Here is a 19,615-nt window from a genome sequence, read left to right as displayed (position 1 = left end):
GTCACGCTTGCCGGATAACCGGACACAAGATGCGGCGGGGCCTTAGGGTCCCGCCGTTTCTTTTTGGGCTGGCTCTGTTTGGCTCTAATTGTTTGCCATCGGGGCAGCGTCCCTAGGGTCGTCAGCGACGCTGAGCAGCTCAAACGCCAGAGCCTCTCGCACGTCAGCGGAGAGGCGCAGCCGGATCGCGTTTTCGAGTGCGGCTGCCTGATCGCCCAATTCTGGCTCGCCGAAGGTGGCGGCCGTTCCAGCCAGCTTGTGCACCAGCCGGACGAGCGTTTCCTGCGCATCCTCGTCCAGACCATCATCGACCAGATCACCGCTTGCCAGCGCCTCGCGCACCGCTTCGATGGCCTCACAGCGTCGCTGGGTCCAACGGTTTAGCAAGGCGGGCGAATGGCGCAGCGGCGGAATGTTTGGCACCGCAATCGCCGGTTCCCCTTGATTGTATGCCGAGTGGCCAATCGCATTGCCTTCAAAAATGCCGGTCTTGAAGGCTTGCCCCCTTGGTCGCTGCGAGGCGGTTCTCTGGACCGTCGCTTGACTTGTGCCGTCCTCGCTACCGCGAGATTGGCTTTGCTCACCTTCGTCTGGCAGCAATGCCAAGGCCTTGCCAATTGGCTCAGCGTCATCTTCGATGATCCGCGTTGGCAGCCAGCGTTGAAGCGCGCGCGCGAGGTCGGCGAAGACCAGAGGCTTGGCCAAATGGGCTTGCATCCCGGCGTCGCGCGCGGCTGCAATGTCCTCGGGGAAAGCGTTCGCGGTGAGAGCGACAATGGGGATTTGGTCTGGGCCAATCCCGTCGGCTCGGATCGCACGCGTTGCCGCATAGCCGTCGCAGCCAGGCATCTGGATATCCATCAGGACGAGGTCATAGGGATCGTCGCGCATCACCGAATTGATCACCATTGCGATGGCTTCGTGCCCATCGTGGGCGACCGCGACACTTTGCCCACACCGCTCCAGCATCTCCACGCCCAACAGGCGATTCACGTCATGATCCTCGACCAACAGGACCCGCGCTGATTGCGGCAAGTCGGACGGTTCGAACACCGGGTCGATCTTGCTTTGAACTTCGCGTGGCTCGACAAAAGTGGCCGGCAAGCTCAGGCGGAAGATCGATCCCACCCCGGGCTCGCTTTCAACGGTCAAAGTCCCACCCAACAGTTCAGCTAGCTGTCGGCTGATGGTAAGGCCAAGGCCCGTTCCCCCATAGCGGCGCGCCGTGTCACTCTCAGCTTGCGTGAAAGGAGCAAAGATCGTCTCCTGCCGCCTTGGGCTGATCCCGATGCCAGTGTCTTTGACCGCGATGGTGTAGCGTTCCATGTCGCTTTCAAACACGACCTCAACGCCGCCTTGTTCGGTGAATTTGAGCGCGTTGCCGATCAGATTGAGGATGATCTGCCGCAGCCTTAGGCCATCGGTCATCGCCCAAGGAGCCTTGGGCACTCGGCCAGCCCCAAGCGCTTCCTCATCCTCCGGCTTCACCGCGCCGCTGAAACGCAGGGAAAGCCCTTTCTTTTCGGCAGTGGTGCGATGGAGCGCGGTGCATTCTTCGATCGTGCCAAAAAGATCAACCGGTTCGCGATCGATCATGATCTCGCCCGCTTCGATCTTTGACAGGTCAAGGATATCGTTGAGCAGCAGCATCATCGAGCGGCCCGACTGCACAATCATTTCGGTATGATAGCGGCTCTGCTCGTCCAGATCGCCCTGCAGCATCAGCTCGGCAAAGCCGAGCATGCCGTTCATGGGCGTGCGAATTTCGTGGCTCATATTGGCGAGAAACTCGCTCTTTGCATGAGCGGCTTTTTCCGCGCTTCCGCGTGCATGGGTCAGTTCGAGTTCGAGTTCCACGCGCTCGGTCACGTCGCGGGCGGAGATGACGATACCCGTGCGGGTCTGATCTTCGGGATCGATGACAACTGCGCAATCCGCTTCGATGAACACAGGATCGCCCTTTTCGCCATCAATCGAGCGGCGATAGGTCAGCCGCTCCTTGTCGCTGTCCTTGAAAATCAATCTGTCGAAGACGGCGGTTACTTGATCATGTGAATCCTTGGTCAGCCGATCTGCAATCCGGGTCCCGACCAGGTCACTTGGGGAAAGCCCCAGGACGCTTTCAACCGAGGGGGAGGCATAGGTGCACAGGTGATCGCGGTCGATCCACAAGACCGCATCGGTAATGCTCTCCGTCAGCAGCGCGAGCTCTCTTGTCTTGTTGGTAAGCTCGCTCGTCATTTGCGCCCGGCCAGAAAGAATCGCAGCGATGGGAAGGCCGGTCAGGAAATTGGTCGCGAAGAAGGATTGCAGCAGATAGGTCTGGATCTGCCCATCACTCGCCATCAGCGCGATTGGGCCAATGCCGTGGAAGGTCATCAGCGCAGCAACGACTGCCAGCGCGGGTACGAACAAGGCAGCCCCCAATGGCCCCATCCTGAAGGCAATGAGCAAGGTAACAGGCGGCACCAGAAACTGCAGCGCATAGAGGTTCTGTTTGAAGACGAAGTAGGTCCAGACCAGACCTCCGCCCAACAGTAGCACTCGACCTAACAGAACGGACGCGTGGGGGCGCGTTTTCGACCTCCATGCCTGCGCTGAGACCAACGCAGCCGGCACGATCAGGATCATGCCCATACTGTCCGCCATCAGCCAGAAGGCGAGCGTGCTCCAATCCGGTCCCACGGCGGTGGCCGCAATGGCGACAAAGCATAGGGGGCCGACCAGCCCGCCAAATTGCAAGATCGGGCTTAGCCCGGTGATCTGTGTGTTCCCCACATCATCATCGCTCGACCTGCGGATGAGCGAGGTCACTATGGTCACATCCACGACATGGGCGACGGCAAGGATTGCGGTCGTCCCAAGCGCATCTCCAGCGCCGTAATGCGCTCCGAATGCGGCGACAAAGATAGCGACCAGAACAGGCAATTCGTTGCGCAGCCGAACCAGCAGCAAAAGCGAAACGATTGCGGCATTGGAGACCCAGACGCTGGCGAGAGTGGGGTGGATCGACCACATTTCCAGCCCAAGGGACGCCAACAGAAAATAACCGATGCCGGCCGCTAATCCGTACGCAAGGCTGCGCTCGTCGAGGCGCTGCATCCTCATTTTGAACAGATTGCGAGGCGCTGCTCGCGCGTGTGCAAGAATTCGCTGGTTCAGGGGCGGTTTGGGGCGCGGATGGTCAGCCCGATTTCGGACCCGCTGTGCAGGCACAGTCGCACGGCCCGCGCCGTTGCGGTGAGCGCTATTTCCAGTATTGGACCAATTCGCTTCCATTGCGCCATACCTGTTCGCCCCATCGCATTTGCTTGCAGAGGTGGTATGGGAGCATGGGGGCGATGCTTGATGACCCAACCGTCAAAGCCCTGCACAGCTTTCGATTTCACCATGGCACAGGATAAATGATCAAAGCTCCCTCGCGCTATAAGGGGAAACCCAAGGGGCCTCGCTGGCCGCTTCTGAGCGCGATTGCGCTGTTTCACGTCGTTGCGCTGTATGGTCTGGGCCGTTTGTTTGCACCTGAACTCACCGCTTCGGTGGAGCGTGAAGTGGCGAGCGTCTTCACTGTCATCGTGACCACGCCTGAAGACCCACCGCTGGACACGCCGCCAGAACCTGACGAAGGCGCAGCAGGCGCGCCGGGGGAAGAGGCTGTGCCGCAACCCGTCACAGCGCCAACTGCGCGGATTGAGCGTTCCCCCGAACCGCGTCCCAGCGTCTCTTCCACCGGCACCGCGACCCGCTCTGGCGCGCGTGAGGAAGGCGAGGGCACCGGCGCGCAAGGCGACGGCGAAGGAACGGGCAGCGGCAATCAGGGGTCTGGTCAGGGCAATGGGGTGGCCGTCCGGCCCAGCGTGCGCTCAGGCAATCTTGACCCGCGGCGCGATTTTCCTGTGCCGGAAGGGGGGCGCTCGGCTAGGTTCGGAACCTCTGTCACGGTGGTCTTTACCGTCACCCGCGATGGCCGGGCACGCGATTGCTCGGTCGCGCGGACTACGGCAGATGCTGCGACGACTGCGCTGGTATGCGGGCTGGTGATTGAGAAGATCCGCTTTAACCCGGCGCGCACCAGGGCTGGTGATGCGGTCGAGGCGCGTTATGGCTACCGGGTCGATTTTCGCGCCCGTTAGCGCGGAGAATCCGCCAGACCGGCGGCACTTGGGCACCCTCTTAACTGGCATTACACGCCCGCGCTGCTAAAGGAGCCAGCCATGGTGCAAGAGCGTCCATCTGATCCGGTGATCCACCCGGTTATCCTGTGCGGAGGCAGTGGCACCCGGCTATGGCCGGTGAGCCGTAAGGCGCGCCCGAAGCCCTTTCTGCCGCTGCTTGGCGAGACCACTCTGTTTGAACAGGCGGTGGGCCGGGTTGCTGGGCACGAGCGCTTTGGCGCGCCCATGATCGTCGCGGGGCCGAAGCACGCCGATCTCATCACAGAGCAAATGCACGGGGGTAAGCATCGCCTCGTGGTTGAGCCTGCGGCCAAGAACACCGCGCCCGCCATCGCGCTCGCCGCTGCCCTGCTCCCCGCTGACGACATCATGCTGGTTTGCCCCAGCGACCACCACATCGCCGATGAAGCGGCCTTTCGCAGCGCTGCCTTGGCCGCGGCTGCGCTCGCAGCGCAGGACTACCTCGTCTCCTTCGGCATTGCGCCCGACCGGCCCGAGACCGGCTATGGCTATCTGCGCCGCGGAGAGACGATCCCCGGTGGCTTTGCGATCGCTGAATTCGTTGAGAAGCCCGACCTGGACCGAGCAAAGGCCTATCTCGCAAGCGGCGAATACAGCTGGAATGGAGGTATTTTTGCCTTCCGCGCAGGCGCGCTTCTAGCCGAACTCGCTGAGCACCGCCCTGCAATGGCTGGTGCTGTGCAAGAAGCGGTCGCCAAGGGGCGTACAGAGGGCAACTCCTTCCACCCCGATGCGGACATCTTTGGCGCGATTGAGGGGGACTCGATTGACTATGCGGTGATGGAGAACACCCGCAAGGCCGCCATGGTGCCCGCCGATATGGGCTGGTCGGACATTGGCAATTGGGCCGCGCTCCACGATGCGATGGAGCAAGATGAGGCAGGCAATGCGGTTCGCGGGGACGCCGACCTAGATGGCTGCCACAACACACTCGCGGTGAGCGACGGACCGCGCATTTCGGCTGTCGGCCTCGACGATATCTGCATCATTGTCAGCGACGGCGAAGTTCTGGTCACCACCCGCGATGGCGCGCAAAAGGTTGGCAAATTGCCCGGCGCTTCGTCACAGTGAACCAGATGATGACCGCTCCCTTTCGCCAGCTGCCGACCCGCATGGTCGAGAAGGTTTGGGGCCGCGATGCCTTGCCAGCGCCCTTCGATGCGCCCGCTGACACACGGATCGGTGAGATTCTGGTTTGAGCCTCCACCGGAAATGCCCGACCTGTTGGTCAAATATCTCTTCACGAGCGAGAAATTATCGGTCCAGGTTCACCCCTCAACCGCGCAAGCTCTGCCGGGAGAGGATGGTAAGGAAGAGTGCTGGCTGGTCCTCGATGCTGAGGAGGGCGCAAGCCTTGCCATCGGGTTTAATGAAAACCTTCACCCGCAAGCGATCGAGGCAGCCGCGCGTGACGGCTCCATCGAAGATTTGCTGACTTGGCATGAGGCTAAGCCGGGCGACATTTTCTACCTGCCCGCAGGCACGGTTCATGCGATTGGGCCGGGTCTGTCGCTGGTCGAAGTGCAGCAGAACTCGGACACCACCTTCCGCCTTTACGATTATGGCCGCCCGCGCGAATTGCATTTGGAGCGCGCCATGGCGGTTGCGGATGGCGGTCCATACCCCGCTGATCTGCGCAGCACGGTGGAGGAGCGCGGCCAAGCCTTGATCGAAGGGCCGCATTTTCGGCTCGACAGGATAACCGGTGCGCCGGGCGCAGCCGCCGTCGCTGCCTATCCGGGACCGCTCTTGGCTCTGCCATTGAGCGGGGAAGTGCGCAGCGAAGACGGCACCGTTTCAGCCAAGCCGGGCGAGTGTCTGTTCGCCGCCAGTTTGTCCTCGCTGGACTTCAGTGATGCGGACGTGACGCTGTTGACCCGGAGCGCTTGAGCCTGGGAGCCTATTCGGGGGCGGCCAGAGCGAGCGCCTTTTCAATCTCATCGCGGCCATAAGGCTTACGGATCATACCCAGCGCACCGATCTGGTCGATCTCCATGTCCATTTCGGAATAGCCGGTTGCGATCACGAAGGGGATTTTCCTCTGCTTCAGCTCTTCGATCACCGGCAGACTCGTTTCATGGCCCAGATTAAAGTCGACTATCGCAAAGTCGGGCGGGCTGCTGGCGATGTTGGCTTTGGCCGCATCCACGTCCCCTGCGACATCGACGTCGTCGACGCCGAGTGATTTGAGGCATTCCTCTGCATCAAGGGCAATGATGATATTGTCCTCAACCACCAAGACCTGGCTGGGCAGTTTGGCCCTGCGATCTGCCTCTTTCGGATCGCTTAGGCTCAAGCTTGCAGCAAGCTCATTCAGCGGCGTTTGCGTTGTGCTCGCGTCCCCCCCGATCTGGACGTAGCGGGCTGGAATGATGAAATCCGCTTCAAGCCCATTGAGTTTGAAACGCAAATCGGCCTCGCCCTTGAGCTCATAGGGGATCGAGCGTTCTATAATCGTAGAGCCAAAACCACGCCGCGTAGGAGGTTTGACCGGAGGACCGCCAATCTCGCGCCAAGCGAGCGCAAGGTCGCCGTCATCGGTGCTGGAGATACGGACATTTATCTGCCCTTCCTCGCCCCGCAAAGCGCCATATTTGACCGAGTTTGTCACCAGTTCGTGAACCACCAGAGCGATGACAGTGTAAGCCTCTGGCTTGATCTGCACTTCATCGCCGATCAGGCGGAAGCGGCCTTCTTTGCCACTGACATAGGCGGCCAACTCGGTCTGAAACAGCGCGCTGAGCGGAGCAGGCGACCAGTTCTGGCGGGTGATGTTGTCATGCGCATTGGCCAGCGCAGCGATCCGCCCGCCGATGATCTGAGAGAAATTCTCGACGCTCATCGCTTCGTCCTGTGACTGGGCGACTAGGCTACGGATGAGGTTCAAAATGTTGCGGACCCGGTGATTGAGCTCCGCGATTAGCAAGTCCTGCTGCTCCTGCGCGCGGGTACGTTCCCGCATGATCTCATCCGTCATGCGCAGGACAACTTCGAGCAGCGTTACGCGTAGCCCCTCTGCGATGGCAAGCTCGTCATCGCTCCAGGATTCCGCCGTTCCCTCAACCTCCTGCGCCCAAGCAGCAAAGCTGCTGCGAGGCTCCAGCCGGTCAGTGCCCGGTTCAAAATTCTTCGTCGGGTCGCCGCCCCATCGAACGGTCTGATTGAGCGGCACGCGCCACAAAACCAGGAATTCGCGCGGGGAGCGAGAGATCGGCAGTACCAAGGCGCCAGCAACCGTATCAGCGAATTCTTGAGCGGCTGGAATAATCTCGCTCAGCGTATCGCTGGCCAGTACACAGTCAGTGGGCGCAGCGCTGAGTTCGGGCAGAAGAGCGCGGAATTGGTTCAAGCTGGGTGCTGTGCCGCGCGCGCGGTAATTGCCGCCCATCCAGACCGACAGGCCGTCATGCGGAATAATGTCGCCCAGAGTGTCCTCGATCAAAGGGATGTCGTGGATCAGCGTTGCATCGCCGGCAAAATTCTTGAGCAGCTTCTCATGCAGCTCGCGCGCCTCGCTCCGCAGCCTCTCAGAATGCTCAATCAGCAGCCTGTCGAGCATCAATGAGAAGACCTGACTGTACATCTCCGCCACAGTGCGCAGCGAGCGGGGGGGAAGGAACGCGGTGTCGTGATGGCATGAGATCAGGCCCCAAAGCGCATTTTGCCGCACGATCGCGATGGTCAGCGATGCGGCGACGCCCATATTGCGCAAATACTGCAGATGCACCGGGGCAGAGGAGCGCATGATGCTCATCGAAAGGTCAAGCGGGTTGCCATCGAGCGAGAGGATGGGCGACGGCTCGCTTTCGATATTGCCGATGACCCGGATGCGATTGCGTTTGAACAACTCGCGCGCCTGGGCTGGAATATCGTCTTTGGGATAGCGCAGACCCAGGAAGGGTTCGAGTTCGCTCTTCTTGTCCTCGGCTATGACTTCGCCGCTGTGATCGCGGCGAAAGCGGTAGATCATGACGCGATCATAGCCCAAAGCCTCGCGCACAACGCTCACCGCTTTGGTGCACAGCTCGTCCACATCGCTGACGTTTGATAGCCGCGCCAGCATCGAACCGGCGGTCGCAAGATGGTCTTCGAAACTGCTGCCCGAATAGGGCTCGAACTCCAGGATCAGTCCCGCTTGCGTACGATGTAAGGTGCAGTCGAATGCGGCCAAGCCGTCGCGCAGACGCAAGCCAAAGGCGTGCTCTACCGGGTTGTCGGGTGCCAGCGACTTGGCGGTCTGCTGTAGCCGATCAAGCGCAAAGGGGAGCACAAAGTCGCTCAGCTTGTGGCTCAGCAATGCCTCGGTGTTGAGTTCCAGCAGCGCTCGGCAATTGTCCGAATGGTGTGTGATGATCCAATCATCATCCAGCGCGATCAGGCCGCCAAACCCTTGGACCGAGCCGATCTGGTGGATCGGTTCGCGGTCGCAATCGGTTAGGTCAGAGATGGGCTGGGCAATGTTCATCGCGGTTGCTTTAAGAGGCTAATACCATGGGCTCATCGCCTGCATCGCGCCGCATTGTGTTGGAGATAAAGTGATCAAACACCGCGGTTGCGCCGCGCGCTGCGGCCTCTTGCGTGCCGGTTGAAGCAGCGCTTTCGATCTGCCCTCGAAGCTGTTTCCAGAATGCCAGCATTGCTTCATCACCAAGGAAGGCATGCGGCCATTCAGAGGCGGGTGACCCGCGCTTTTTGAGCTCAGCCAGGATGGATCGATTGCCCAAAGATGATCCGGCGAGCACCCAAGCGGCCCCCAGACACGCCGCTTCGCTCTTGTCGTCCATGGCAAAATCACCCGCGCTTTCAGGGGTGTCGACGCCAAGCTTGGCAAGATCTTCGGCGATCATGGGGGATTGTGGCGGCGGACGAAGGGCGTCAGGCGCATGAGCGTCCAGCCAAGCCTCAACCGGGATGCGGGCCGCCATCTGCAATTGCAGGAAGCGGGCATAATCCTCGGCCTTTTCCCAACCACCCTCATCACGCATCGCATGGTCGAGCACATCGTGCGAGCGCGCTGTGGCTGCCCGCAAATGGTGCCTCAAGGATTGTTCGGAGTGTGTCATGCGCCTTTATCAGCCTGTTTTCAGTTGCTTAATGCGCGCACTGCTATTCCAGCCGGGCACTGGATGTCAGACGCGACTTACACAAGCGAAGTCTACTGATCTTTACACATTTTGGTGATGGCGGGCAATCGCCGTTTAGAGCCGCTTCAGCTCTTTTCGAGCAGCTTGCCGCCGTGCTTGCGTACAGCGCGTTCCAAAGTGCCGCGCAGAAAGCCGAGCATTGCAGGCAGGTCTAGCTCAATCTCAACCGTGTCTTCGCCGACATTGATCCCGCCTTCGATGGTCTGTCCGGCGGCGAGGATGTGGAGGTCCATGCGGTCTTCATGCGGCCAGTTGGTCTCAACCGTTGCCATGCCGGGCGGGAAGTAACTGCCGATTTCGTGGCCGTGTTTGTGCATCCGGCGGCGCACTTCTTCCGCGCCCAGATTGTGGGGGAGCGAGACCCGCATCAGCGCGGCGCCTTGGTAGCGGGGGTCAGATCAGGCAGCGGTACGCCGGTATCTGGAGTACCGGTCATGTCTGCAATCAACTCATCCCCGCCATAGCGGTAATCGAGATAGCGTGACTTGATCGCAAGGTCGTCGAGCGCGCCTTCCGCCAGCCGCCGTGTCACGCGCTCAATCTCTCCGGAGAGCTTTGTCAGGCTTGTGACCAAGCGGTCATCGGCGGTGCCGCCAGCATGCTCTTCTTTGCGCAGATGCTCGGGGATCTTGCGGTAATTGTCGATTGTTTCGGGGATGTATTCGCCCACCAACTCGCGCACTTCGGACATCGAAGGATGATCGTCATCCATGCTTTCCAGCTGGAGACCAAGCGCGTCCAGCTGTAGGCCCATCTTTTCAACAATGGCTGCTGCTGCTGGGGGAAGGGCATCGCGCTGGCTTTCGAGCCACAGCTCAACCTTGGCGACCATCTGTTTGGGGTTGCCGATTTTGAGGTCTGCGCGCTTTGGCACTTTGACCTTGGGGAATTGCGAAAACAGCACCGCTGCTCCGACAATCGCAAAGAAACCGGCGACAAGGCCCCAGAAACCGATTCCGTTGAGAATAGCTCCCGCGACCGAGAATGCCATGAAGATGGCCAGCACCGCTACGCCGAAATAGCCCGCGCGTTTCAACCGGTTCTTGAACTTGGCGTTGGCGGAAAGCGTGCCAATGCTTTCAGCTGACCGATGCGTCCCGCCGTAATCGCGGTTGGTCACGAGCGACTGCTTGGCAGCGCCCATGATCTGATCGGAGTCGCGGGTCGTATCGTTCATCAGCTATCCAGCGCCAGCAGCGACGGGTCGGCGGAGACCTTTTGCTGCGCCTGCGCCTGGCCTTCAGCCCGCGCGATATAGCCTTTCGACTTCTCGACCTCATCGCTGAGCACTGTGACCGTCTGCTTCATCGAATCGAGTGCGCGCAGTTTGAAATCGTCGACCTCGTCCATCGTGTCGTAGATGTTCTGGAAAGCGCGTTGCAGCGTCTCCAGCGGAATGGTCGAACTTGCTGCTTGTTCGTGGATCGTCGCGGTGTTCTCACGCAGCAAAGTGCTGGTCGAGTCGATGATGTTGCTGGTCGTTTCATTCAACGAAGTGATCTGGTCGAGCACCAACCGCTGATTGGTCATCGCCTGCGCCACCGTTACCGCAGTGCGCAGCGCGCTGACCGTGGTGGTGCCAGCACGATCGACGCCTTTGACCAGCTCGACATTGTTCTTCTTGACCAGATCCAGCGCGAGATAGCCCTGCACCGTCACTGCCATCTGCGTCAGCAGGTCTTGCGTGCGCTGGCGGACGTAGAACAGCGCAGATTCGCGCAGAGCCTTGGCCTTTTCCGGATCGCTCGAATCCAGCTCGATGGCTTTCGCTTCGAGTCGTGCATCGAGCGCCTTGGCGATGTGGATCATCTGCTCCAACTCGCCCATGGCCGCCCACAGTTTCTGCCGCTCAACGTCGATCTCGGCGTTGTCTTTGTGCAGTTCGATCTTGCCGGATTCCAATGACTTGAGGATCGATTGGATGTGATCTTGTGACGATGCATAGCTGTCGAAGTAATTCTTCAGCCGATTGCCAAAGGGGATGATGCCGAACAGTTTGCGCGGCTCCAGCAGGCGTTCTTTGCGGCCCGGATCGAGGTCTTCGACCGTGCGGCGCAGTTCGGCCAGGTCTTTGCCCACGCTGCTTTCGTCATCCATCGCGCGCACTGGCCGGTCGAGAAAACGATTGGACATCGCCGCCGCAGCGCGAATCTGCTCCTGACCCATTCGAGTGATTTGATCGACTTTTTGGCCAAATTCGGGAGAATTGGAGTCGACCGCGACCAGCTCGTTGACGAACTGATCGACCTTGGTGTCGAGCTTTGACTTGTCCTCTTCGGAAACGGGGACCAGGCCCGCTGCCTTCTCAACCTCAACCGCAGGGACGGGGTCAGGCGGGGTCAGCGTGAAATCGGTCGCTTCCTTGGTGGCGGTGGCGATTTTGGCTTCCGGGGTGGCTTCCGGTGTCATCTCAGTGCTCATGCGGTCCGTTTTACTCCCTGGCTGAGGGCTAAGGGCAGGGTCTCCTGCCTCCCACCTCGGCGATACACTTACTGTATTAGTGATCTAAAACACGTTCTTCAAGCTTGTGGCATATGATGCGCAGGCTAGCGCGTTTCGGCAGCCTAGGCCAATGTGCAATTTGTTTGATGTTCCTCTAGGATTGCGAGTAAACGCGCGCACCTTATGTGAAAGAGCACAGCATCCGTGTCAGATCCTCAAGACAATCCGTCAAACGGTCCTTCCACCCCCTACGGACCCGAGAAACCTGTTGTATTTGGCAAGGTCGATTCCGCCGCTGAGGCTGTTGCCGCGGCGAGGCAAAGCCGGTTTGGCATCAAACGTGTGCTGGCCAGCCTGCGTGGCTGGTGGCGCGATGATGTCGTTGGCACAGTCGATCAGGCGCAGGTGATCGAAAAGCGGCGTGTGGAATGCGCTTTGTCCGAGCGCTATCTGTTTATGACAGCCATGAGCGCCGGGATTGCCGTGCTTGGCCTGCTCTTGTCTTCGCCTGCGGTTGTGATCGGGGCGATGTTGCTCTCGCCATTGATGGACCCGATCATGGGGCTGGGTTTTGCTCTGGCGATTGGCGATTATCAGTGGCTGAAGAAGTCTTTTCGCAGCCTTGCCTGGGGGACGGCAATGGCGATCGGGCTTACGGCAGCGCTGGTGTTTTTCTCGCCGATCCAGACCATCACCCCGGAAATCGCTGCGCGAACGCAGCCCAACCTTTTTGACTTGCTGGTCGCCCTGTTCTCAGCGCTGGCAGGCGCATACGCCATGATCCGAGGACGTGAGGGGACGATTGTCGGCGTTGCCATCGCGACCGCTTTGATGCCGCCGCTGGCGACCGTAGGCTTTGGCCTTGCGACGTGGAACTGGACGGTCTTTTCCGGCGCATTGCTGCTTTATGTGACCAACCTCATCACCATCGCGCTTACCGCGATGATCATGGCACGCCTTTATGGCTTCGAGACATCGCTGAGCGCGCGCAACAGCTTATACCAGAACATTGCCGTTGCGGGTGTCTTTGTGGCGCTTGCCGTTCCGCTGACGCTCTCACTGCAACAGATCGTGTTCCAGACGAATGCGCAGCGCATCGTGCGGGCTGAAATCGTCGAGAAATTCGAGACAAACTCCATCCTCGACGAATTGCAGATTGAGTTCGGGCTGGAGCCTATGGCGGTCAGTGCCAAGATGCTGACTTCCAGTCTGCGCCCTGATGCCGAGGTGGAGATTGAGCGCGCGCTTGAAAGCCGCTTGGGACGCCCGGTTGAGCTGACCTTGGCGCAATTGAAGGTCGACACCAGCGCCAGCGCGGCAGAGCGAGCACAGCTTTCCGCCGCGCGCGCAAATGAAGAAGCCGCAGCGCTTCAGCGGGCCGAGGATCTGGCGACCCGTCTGGCTCTGGTCGCAGGGGTGAGCGAGGATGAGGTCACAGTCGACCGCACCCGCCGCCGCGCAACCGTGCGCGCGCAGGTGCTCGATGGGGCGACCTTGGCGGCGTACAAGGCGCTCGAAAACCGTATCTCGGCGAGCGAGCCGGATTGGGTGATCGAGCTGCTTCCGCCAATTGTTGAGCTACCGCAGGAGATCGCCTTTGATGAGGATGGCCCGACGCCAGAGGGCGCGCAGGCGCTGGCGGTTATCGAATGGGCCTCCCAGCGCATCGACCTGCCCATCGTCCTGATCGGCCCCGAAGACGAAGCAAGCCAAGCCGCTGAACTTCTCGCCCGCCGGGGTGTGAGCGTGACGGTACGCCGTTCCCCCGGGCCTCTAAGGGCCGAGTGGGGCGGATAGTAGCGATGGACTGCCTACGCGGCTCTGCTGTTGGAGCAGCTCTTGCTCTTTTCGCTGTCATTGCGCCGGCGCATGCGCAGGTGACTGACGCTCTTGCTGCCGATATCGAGCTAGCTGATGCTGAGCGGTTTGCCGCTCTGTTTGCTCGCACCGGCGGCGCGCCAACAGCAGCGCAGATTCAGGAATTTTACCTAGATCCCGGCAGCGATGCGATCGCGGTGTTTACTCCCAATCGTATCGAAAGCGCTGAGTATCTGGCCGAACAGATTGCGCAGAATTCAGAGCTTTACCGTGACGCGATAGAACGCTGCCTTCCGATTGTGGCTGATACTCGCCGCGATCTGCGCTCCATCTATCTTGGCTTTCGCGGCCTTTTCCCTGAGAAGCCGTTGCCTCGGATTGCGGTTGTGTTCGGGGCCGGGAACAGCGGCGGCACCGCTGACGAGACAATGCAGGTGCTGGGACTAGAGGTGCTGTGCCAGATATCCTCCGATGAGGCCTCTTTCCGGGCTATTTGCGCAGCTTCTATGCCCATGAAACGGTGCACACGTTCCAGCGCTTTGGCGGACCATTGGTGGATGCTGATCCGATGCTGAGTTCCACGATTAATGAAGGGACGGCAGATTACATCGCCGCGTTGGTGTCCGGCGAAGTACCGATGCCTGACCGCGATGCATGGGCCCGTGCCAATTCAGATTATGTCTGGCGTGCATTCGCAAGAGACTACGCAATCATCCGCGACGAAACATTGCCAAACGAAATGCGCAACGAAGCCTATTTCCGATGGTTCGCCAATGCCTCCGAAGCTCCTGAGGGTTGGCCGTCTGAGCTGGGATATTGGGTCGGCATGCAGATCGTTGCCGCCTATGTCGAAAACGCAGCTGACCCGCACGCGGCCTTGCGTGAAGTGCTGGTTTTCGATGATCCTGGTGCGGTTCTTGAGGCCAGCGGCATTACCTTACCGGCGGGCGACCTTCCGATTGATGAGCCACCAGCTTCACCCTTTGGCGAGAACTGATCGGCGGAAGCTCTCAGGCCGCCAATTCCAGCGGTACGATCTCACCTGACAGGTACAGCTTCTTCGCTTTCGCGCGGCTCAGTTTGCCTGAGCTGGTGCGCGGCAGAGTGCGTGGGGGGACCAGTTCGACGACGCAGCTCATGCCTGTCACCGACCTCACCTTGTCGCTGATCTGTTCGCGCAGTTTTGTGCGCTCTACAGGGTCAGCGACGCGGCAATGGACGAGGACTGCGGGCGCTTCCTCACCGCCTTCGGTCTCCACCGCAAAGGCGGCAATGTCGCCGTGGTTGAAGCCAGGTAATTGCTCGACAGCCCACTCAATATCCTGCGGCCAATGGTTCTTGCCGTTGATGATGATCATGTCCTTGGCGCGGCCGACGATGAACAGATAGCCATCGGCGACATAGCCCATGTCGCCAGTGTCCAGCCAACCATCGACGAGACAATCCTCGGTCGCTTCGGGGTTGCGGAAATAGGAGTGCATGACGCTGGGGCCCTTGCACCAGACCTTGCCGATCTGATGGTCACCTTTGGGCTGCCCGTTTTCGCCGCGTATTTCGACGTCCATGTCGGGCAGGGCCTTGCCGCAATTGACGATCGCACGGTAGCGGGCCGGGCGCGAGATGTCGCGCGGGGTGCCTGACAGGCGCTCTTCCTCAACCAGTTCAACCCGGATGCCTTCTCCGGGCGGCATGACCGTGACAGCGAGCACCGCCTCGGCCAAACCATAGGAGGGCGTGAAAGCGGACGCCTTGAAGCCTGCATCGGCAAAGGCGTTGACGAAATTCTGCATCACGTCCGGGCGGATCATATCCGCGCCATTGCCCGCAATCCGCCAGCGCGACAGGTCAAACCGCTCCGCCACATTGGTCTGGCTGGAGATGCGGCGTGCGCAAATGTCATAGCCAAAGGTCGGTGAGTAAGAGCAGGTGTTGCCCGGATTGCGGCTGATCATATCGAGCCATGCGAGCGGACGGCGCGCAAACGCGTCGGGCTTCAAAAGGTCGACAGAGAACTGGTTTGCAATCAACGACAGGAAACAGCCAACCAGACCCATATCGTGATACCATGGCAGCCAGCTGACACAGCGGTCGCCGGTCGACAGGTTCATGCTCTCTGCATGACCATAAAGGTTGTGCAGCAGCGCCTCATGCGTGACCGCGACGCCTTGCGGGAAACGGGTCGAACCGGAGGAATATTGCAGATAGCAAATGTCTTGTGACGTGGTCTCAGGCAGCTCGACCTGAGGTGCGGCGCGCTGGGCGAAGTCCTCATAGCTTTCGCCCGCACATCCCTGACGCTGCGCCGCAGTGCTCGCCATATCGCTGATCTCTTGCGGGAAGAGCAGGATTTTGGGGTCAGAACTGTTCAACTGGACGGCGAGCTGATCGATATAGCTGTCCTTGCCACCAAACGTGGTCGGCAGCGGCAGGGGCACGGGCCACGCGCCAGCATAGACACAGGCGCAAAAGGCAGCGGCAAAGTCAGCGCCCGTCTCTGCGATCAGAGCAACCCGGTCCTGTGGTTTGATGCCCCATTCGATCAGGCGATAGGCCATCTCCAGCGCATCATCGCGCATTTCGGAATAGGGATAGACCCGCTCCAATGCCCCACGCATATCGTGGAAGTTGAGGCCCTTTTTGCTGCGGGCGGCATAATCGATGGCTTCGTTGAAGGTTGCGAACTGCGCGCGGATGCGCGGCAAGTCACAATCGTTCGGCGTCGGCGTCAGCTGTGCGTCGATCATATGGTCAGCGATACCTGTCATTTGCTGCGCGATCCCCCGCGCGTTATTCTTTGTGTTCCCACCCGAGATAAGCTCACGCCCATTTCGGTCCAAGATTTCCCATTTGATAAGGACTGTGGCACGAATAAGGCAAAATGGTTTCAAGAGAAAGCAATTCATCATCACCCGGTCACGGTCCGGGTTCGGAGGAGCGGGATGGCGACGGGCGCTCTCGCGGTGGGCGTGCGCGTCAAAAATCCAAGAAACGACGCCCGCTTGATGATGTGATGCTCAAGGATTTGGCGCTTTCCTATGCCGCGAGGTTTTCCACGACTGGAGCCAAGCTTGAAGCCTATCTTGCCCGCAAAATCCGCGAGCGCGGCGTGGCTGAGGATGAAGATGGGCGGACGAAAGACCTCGATGTGGCGGGCTTGGTGACGCGCCTGATTGAGCTTGGATATGTAGATGACGATGCTTATGCGCGGGCAAAATCGCGCGACCTGACCGCGCGCGGCTATGGCGCGCGGCGGGTCGAGCAGGCGCTGTGGGCGGCAGGCGTGGAGGAGCAGGTTCGAGAGGATCACGCTCCGAATGAAGCCGAGAGCCGCCGCGCTGCGATCCTGCTGGCCAAGAAGCGCCGCTTTGGGCCGTTTGGGCATCCTCCGGACGGAGCACCTGAGGACGAGGGACCAGAGGTGCGCCACAAACGCCGCGAAAAACAGGTTGCCGCAATGCTGCGCGCAGGCCACCCCTATTCCCACGCGGGGTTCATCATTGATGCAGCCTCTTCGCGCGATGTGGATGAATGGCTTGAAGAAGCCGAAGAGGCGGACGATGATGGCGCCGATTGGGGCCGCAATTAAGAATGGGACGGCCAAGAGGAATGGAACGAAACGTAATGCTCAGAGTGTTTGCTGCGATAACCGGTTTGGCGCTGGCCGCTTGCTCGCCTGCGGGGAGCGTCGCTCAGGATGCGCCGCCCAACACTACGGCATCTGAGACGACATCGGCTGAATCGCCCACTCAATCGCAAGCCGGACTGCAATTGATCGAGGTTGTGGTGCGAAGCGGGGAGGCCACTCACACTTTCAAGACTGAGCTTGCCGCGACACAGGATCAGCAAGCCCAAGGCATGATGTTCCGAACCGAGATGGGCGATGATGAAGGAATGCTCTTCCCCTCCTATACGCCGCAAATGCGATCATTCTGGATGAAGAACACGCCGCTTGCGCTCGACATCATCTTCATCGGCCCGGACAATCGGATCATGAATATCGAAGCGGGCATCCCCTACAACACCAACAGCGTCTATTCCGTCAGGCCGGCCATCGCCGTGTTCGAAATCCGCGGAGGGCTTTCCGAGGAGCTCGGCATCAAGCCGGGCGATCTGGTAGAGTTTGAACTGCCAGAGGATGCAGCCCTTTAGTTCGTTTCGAAGCCGCATCCCAGGCTTCGTCCTCAGCGCCATTCCCCCGCTTCGCTCCGGGCACTTGCGGGCGGGCAGTCGCCGTTGCGACGCCTTGGGCGTCGATACCCGTCCTAAACACATAACTTGGACTTCACTCACCCGATCAATTCGGCTAACGGACCCTGCATGGGATTCCTTGGAAAAATCTTCACCTGGTGGGACGGCGCGACGATTGGCACGCATTGGTGGTCAACGCGTGTGCGCGGCGAACATGTTGGCACCGACGCGCAAGGCAACAAGTATTACCGCTCTGCTGGCAAAGGCGGGCCGAACACCGGATCCTACACACAAAAAGAGCGCCGCTGGGTGATCTATAACGGTCCCAATGATGCAAGCCGGGTGCCGGCTGAATGGCATGGCTGGCTGCATGGATCGTTCGACGATGTGCCTGAAAGTTTCCTTCCTCCGCCCAAGGTGTGGGAGGTCGACTACACCCCCAACGCCACTGGCACGGCAGAGGCCTATCGCCCGCAAGGTGCGCTTGAGCGCGGTGGCAAGCGCGCCGCCGCAGTAGGCGATTATGAAGCATGGGATCCCAGCTCAGCGGAAGGCTGAGACTGTTTCGGCGCGATGCGACGCTCTTACCTCTTTGCGGTGCCTGTTCTCGCCGCGTTTGCGCTGACGGCGTGCGAAGACGGCGAGGCAGAGCCTGAGGGCGAGCCGGTCGAAGCTGAGGCGCAAGAGGTGGCTCCTTCGTCTGAGGAAGAGATCGAAGAGCTTGAAATCACCTATGACGCGACGCCGATGGAAGAGCGGGTAGCGACCATCGGTCTCCTCAATAAGCGCAACAATGTCAGCGAGGATTTCGAGCTAACGCCAGGGACCAGCGTCGAATCGGGCCCCGTTATCATCCGGCTGGAAGCGTGTGAGCGCACCGCCCCTTACGAATTCCCTCAGGACACCGGCGCCTTTGTCCAGGTCGACATCCTCGATCGCGGCGAAGACGACCATCGCCGTGTCTTCTCAGGCTGGCTGTTCAAGGAGAACCCCAGCCTCAACATCGTTGAACACCCGATCTACGATGTCTGGGTCAAAGACTGCGCGATGAGCTTTCCGGGCGACGAATAGCCTTCGGCGAGCACGTTCCGAAAGGCTTGCGCCAGCGTCTCTCGCGCAGGGCCACGCGCTCTATCGACCAGATCGAGATAGTCCTTCTGCGGCATCTCAATCGCGCCCATCGTTGCCAAATGGTCGGTCATGAACTGGCAGTCTAGCAACCTGTAGCCCGCGCGGCGCAGCAGCGCGACCAGCCAGCACAAGGCGACTTTGCTGGCATTGTCGGCGTGGGAGAACATGCTCTCGCCGCAAAACACCTGATCGAATGACACGCCGTACAGCCCGCCAACGAGGGTGCGCGACCCTTCCTCTGAGGTCTGCCAGCACTCGATGGAATGGGCATGGCCCGCCTGATGGAGCGCGACATAGGATGTGACGATCCGCTCGCTGATCCAGCTTTCAGGATGGCCGGGCCGCGGGGCGGCGCAGGCGCGGATGACATCCTCAAACGCTTGGTCGAGCGTGACTTCATAGCGATCAGCACGCAGCACTTTGCGCAAGGATTTGGAGACATGCAGCCCGTCCAAAGGGATCAGCGCCCGGTCGCGTGGCTCAACCCAGAAGATATCCTGATCCTCGCGCTTGTCCGCCATCGGGAAAATCCCGCTGCGATAGGCAAGCAGCAAAGTCTCAACCGGGATAGGGGCGCGCATGGGAGAATGCATGGTGTGACGGTCTGTATCAGGCTGGAGCGCTGTGGATAGGCAAGATGCGACAGATTGCTCGGCGTTCGGGTCAATATCGCTACCAAAGGCGACGCCGCCAAAG

18 protein-coding genes are annotated in these 19,615 nt (G+C 60.2%); 10 read left to right on the top strand and 8 right to left on the bottom strand.

Annotated elements, in window-relative coordinates:
• Nucleotides 1-84: 84 nt before the first annotated feature.
• Complete coding sequence (locus AC0V6X_RS11000) at nucleotides 85-3,102, bottom strand: ATP-binding protein (protein ID WP_486184585.1); 3,018 nt, start codon at nucleotides 3,100-3,102, stop codon at nucleotides 85-87.
• 302 nt (nucleotides 3,103-3,404) lie between these two features.
• Between AC0V6X_RS11000 and AC0V6X_RS10995 the strand changes: the two genes are divergently transcribed.
• The 3 genes from AC0V6X_RS10995 (at nucleotide 3,405) to AC0V6X_RS10985 (ending at nucleotide 6,086) form a co-directional block, all read left to right on the top strand.
• Nucleotides 3,405-4,133 carry a hypothetical protein gene (locus AC0V6X_RS10995; protein ID WP_486184584.1) on the top strand — a complete coding sequence of 243 codons (729 nt, stop codon included), beginning with the start codon at nucleotides 3,405-3,407 and terminating at the stop codon, nucleotides 4,131-4,133.
• A gap of 81 nt (nucleotides 4,134-4,214) precedes the next feature.
• The gene (locus AC0V6X_RS10990; protein ID WP_486184583.1) at nucleotides 4,215-5,267 is read left to right on the top strand and encodes a mannose-1-phosphate guanylyltransferase; all 1,053 of its coding nucleotides are present in this window, start codon (nucleotides 4,215-4,217) and stop codon (nucleotides 5,265-5,267) included.
• A gap of 141 nt (nucleotides 5,268-5,408) precedes the next feature.
• A complete protein-coding gene (locus tag AC0V6X_RS10985) occupies nucleotides 5,409-6,086 on the top strand; it encodes a class I mannose-6-phosphate isomerase (RefSeq protein ID WP_486184582.1) in 678 nt (225 codons plus the stop codon).
• A 10-nt stretch (nucleotides 6,087-6,096) separates the two neighbouring features.
• On the opposite strand, the gene AC0V6X_RS10980 is transcribed toward AC0V6X_RS10985, so the two are convergent.
• The 5 genes from AC0V6X_RS10980 to AC0V6X_RS10960 form a co-directional block, all read right to left on the bottom strand.
• Complete coding sequence (locus AC0V6X_RS10980) at nucleotides 6,097-8,661, bottom strand: HWE histidine kinase domain-containing protein (protein WP_486184581.1); 2,565 nt, start codon at nucleotides 8,659-8,661, stop codon at nucleotides 6,097-6,099.
• Between the two features lie 10 nt (nucleotides 8,662-8,671).
• A complete protein-coding gene (locus tag AC0V6X_RS10975; RefSeq protein ID WP_486184580.1) occupies nucleotides 8,672-9,259 on the bottom strand; it encodes a biliverdin-producing heme oxygenase in 588 nt (195 codons plus the stop codon).
• 146 nt (nucleotides 9,260-9,405) lie between these two features.
• The gene (locus AC0V6X_RS10970; RefSeq protein ID WP_486184579.1) at nucleotides 9,406-9,708 is read right to left on the bottom strand and encodes a polyhydroxyalkanoic acid system family protein; all 303 of its coding nucleotides are present in this window, start codon (nucleotides 9,706-9,708) and stop codon (nucleotides 9,406-9,408) included.
• Nucleotides 9,708-10,517 carry a hypothetical protein gene (locus tag AC0V6X_RS10965; RefSeq protein WP_486184578.1) on the bottom strand — a complete coding sequence of 270 codons (810 nt, stop codon included), beginning with the start codon at nucleotides 10,515-10,517 and terminating at the stop codon, nucleotides 9,708-9,710. The genes AC0V6X_RS10970 and AC0V6X_RS10965 overlap by 1 nt, the downstream gene beginning before the upstream one ends.
• Complete coding sequence (locus AC0V6X_RS10960) at nucleotides 10,517-11,749, bottom strand: toxic anion resistance protein (RefSeq protein ID WP_486185573.1); 1,233 nt, start codon at nucleotides 11,747-11,749, stop codon at nucleotides 10,517-10,519. The genes AC0V6X_RS10965 and AC0V6X_RS10960 overlap by 1 nt, the downstream gene beginning before the upstream one ends.
• Nucleotides 11,750-11,986: 237 nt before the next feature.
• Between AC0V6X_RS10960 and AC0V6X_RS10955 the strand changes: the two genes are divergently transcribed.
• The 3 genes from AC0V6X_RS10955 to AC0V6X_RS10945 are packed head-to-tail and all read left to right on the top strand — an operon-like array spanning nucleotide 11,987 to nucleotide 14,597.
• Entirely contained in the window at nucleotides 11,987-13,579 is a 1,593-nt protein-coding gene (locus AC0V6X_RS10955) for a DUF389 domain-containing protein (RefSeq protein WP_486184577.1), read from the top strand.
• Nucleotides 13,580-13,584: 5 nt separating this feature from the next.
• Nucleotides 13,585-14,175, top strand: coding sequence for a hypothetical protein (locus AC0V6X_RS10950; RefSeq protein ID WP_486184576.1), 591 nt, complete (start codon nucleotides 13,585-13,587; stop codon nucleotides 14,173-14,175).
• The gene (locus tag AC0V6X_RS10945) at nucleotides 14,169-14,597 is read left to right on the top strand and encodes a gliding motility protein GldB-related protein (protein ID WP_486184575.1); all 429 of its coding nucleotides are present in this window, start codon (nucleotides 14,169-14,171) and stop codon (nucleotides 14,595-14,597) included. The genes AC0V6X_RS10950 and AC0V6X_RS10945 overlap by 7 nt, the downstream gene beginning before the upstream one ends.
• A gap of 13 nt (nucleotides 14,598-14,610) precedes the next feature.
• On the opposite strand, the gene AC0V6X_RS10940 is transcribed toward AC0V6X_RS10945, so the two are convergent.
• Nucleotides 14,611-16,344, bottom strand: a complete 1,734-nt coding sequence (locus tag AC0V6X_RS10940; RefSeq protein WP_486185572.1) for a fatty acyl-AMP ligase — start codon at nucleotides 16,342-16,344, stop codon at nucleotides 14,611-14,613.
• Between the two features lie 134 nt (nucleotides 16,345-16,478).
• On the opposite strand from AC0V6X_RS10940, the gene AC0V6X_RS10935 reads away from it, so the two are divergent.
• The 4 genes from AC0V6X_RS10935 to AC0V6X_RS10920 all read left to right on the top strand — a co-directional run bounded on the left by AC0V6X_RS10935 (nucleotide 16,479) and on the right by AC0V6X_RS10920 (nucleotide 18,859).
• Entirely contained in the window at nucleotides 16,479-17,186 is a 708-nt protein-coding gene (locus tag AC0V6X_RS10935) for a regulatory protein RecX (RefSeq protein WP_486184574.1), read from the top strand.
• A gap of 20 nt (nucleotides 17,187-17,206) precedes the next feature.
• Complete coding sequence (locus tag AC0V6X_RS10930; protein ID WP_486184573.1) at nucleotides 17,207-17,749, top strand: DUF192 domain-containing protein; 543 nt, start codon at nucleotides 17,207-17,209, stop codon at nucleotides 17,747-17,749.
• A 168-nt stretch (nucleotides 17,750-17,917) separates the two neighbouring features.
• Nucleotides 17,918-18,346, top strand: coding sequence for an NADH:ubiquinone oxidoreductase subunit NDUFA12 (locus tag AC0V6X_RS10925; protein ID WP_486184572.1), 429 nt, complete (start codon nucleotides 17,918-17,920; stop codon nucleotides 18,344-18,346).
• 15 nt (nucleotides 18,347-18,361) lie between these two features.
• Complete coding sequence (locus AC0V6X_RS10920) at nucleotides 18,362-18,859, top strand: DUF2155 domain-containing protein (RefSeq protein WP_486184571.1); 498 nt, start codon at nucleotides 18,362-18,364, stop codon at nucleotides 18,857-18,859.
• On the opposite strand, the gene aat is transcribed toward AC0V6X_RS10920, so the two are convergent.
• A complete protein-coding gene (gene aat / locus AC0V6X_RS10915; protein ID WP_486185571.1) occupies nucleotides 18,808-19,512 on the bottom strand; it encodes a leucyl/phenylalanyl-tRNA--protein transferase in 705 nt (234 codons plus the stop codon). The two genes, AC0V6X_RS10920 and aat, sit on opposite strands and share 52 nt — an antisense overlap.
• Between the last annotated feature and the right edge of the window lie 103 nt (nucleotides 19,513-19,615).

The organism is Erythrobacter sp. S267 (genome assembly GCF_057365045.1).
The sequence above is the reverse complement of the archived record's forward strand: the minus strand, read 5'-3'. Positions and strand labels throughout refer to the sequence as shown.

Excerpts from the sequence above, each read along its gene's own strand:
- AC0V6X_RS11000 (WP_486184585.1), bottom strand. The coding sequence starts at position 3,102 with ATGCAGCGCCTCGACGAGCGCAGCCTTGCGTACGGATTAGCGGCCGGC.
- AC0V6X_RS10995 (WP_486184584.1), top strand. The coding sequence starts at position 3,405 with ATGATCAAAGCTCCCTCGCGCTATAAGGGGAAACCCAAGGGGCCTCGC.
- AC0V6X_RS10990 (WP_486184583.1), top strand. The coding sequence starts at position 4,215 with ATGGTGCAAGAGCGTCCATCTGATCCGGTGATCCACCCGGTTATCCTG.
- AC0V6X_RS10985 (WP_486184582.1), top strand. The coding sequence starts at position 5,409 with ATGCCCGACCTGTTGGTCAAATATCTCTTCACGAGCGAGAAATTATCG.
- AC0V6X_RS10980 (WP_486184581.1), bottom strand. The coding sequence starts at position 8,661 with ATGAACATTGCCCAGCCCATCTCTGACCTAACCGATTGCGACCGCGAA.
- AC0V6X_RS10975 (WP_486184580.1), bottom strand. The coding sequence starts at position 9,259 with ATGACACACTCCGAACAATCCTTGAGGCACCATTTGCGGGCAGCCACA.
- AC0V6X_RS10970 (WP_486184579.1), bottom strand. The coding sequence starts at position 9,708 with ATGCGGGTCTCGCTCCCCCACAATCTGGGCGCGGAAGAAGTGCGCCGC.
- AC0V6X_RS10965 (WP_486184578.1), bottom strand. The coding sequence starts at position 10,517 with ATGAACGATACGACCCGCGACTCCGATCAGATCATGGGCGCTGCCAAG.
- AC0V6X_RS10960 (WP_486185573.1), bottom strand. The coding sequence starts at position 11,749 with ATGACACCGGAAGCCACCCCGGAAGCCAAAATCGCCACCGCCACCAAG.
- AC0V6X_RS10950 (WP_486184576.1), top strand. The coding sequence starts at position 13,585 with ATGGACTGCCTACGCGGCTCTGCTGTTGGAGCAGCTCTTGCTCTTTTC.
- AC0V6X_RS10945 (WP_486184575.1), top strand. The coding sequence starts at position 14,169 with ATGCTGAGTTCCACGATTAATGAAGGGACGGCAGATTACATCGCCGCG.
- AC0V6X_RS10940 (WP_486185572.1), bottom strand. The coding sequence starts at position 16,344 with ATGATCGACGCACAGCTGACGCCGACGCCGAACGATTGTGACTTGCCG.
- AC0V6X_RS10935 (WP_486184574.1), top strand. The coding sequence starts at position 16,479 with ATGGTTTCAAGAGAAAGCAATTCATCATCACCCGGTCACGGTCCGGGT.
- AC0V6X_RS10930 (WP_486184573.1), top strand. The coding sequence starts at position 17,207 with ATGGAACGAAACGTAATGCTCAGAGTGTTTGCTGCGATAACCGGTTTG.
- AC0V6X_RS10925 (WP_486184572.1), top strand. The coding sequence starts at position 17,918 with ATGGGATTCCTTGGAAAAATCTTCACCTGGTGGGACGGCGCGACGATT.
- AC0V6X_RS10920 (WP_486184571.1), top strand. The coding sequence starts at position 18,362 with ATGCGACGCTCTTACCTCTTTGCGGTGCCTGTTCTCGCCGCGTTTGCG.
- aat (WP_486185571.1), bottom strand. The coding sequence starts at position 19,512 with ATGCATTCTCCCATGCGCGCCCCTATCCCGGTTGAGACTTTGCTGCTT.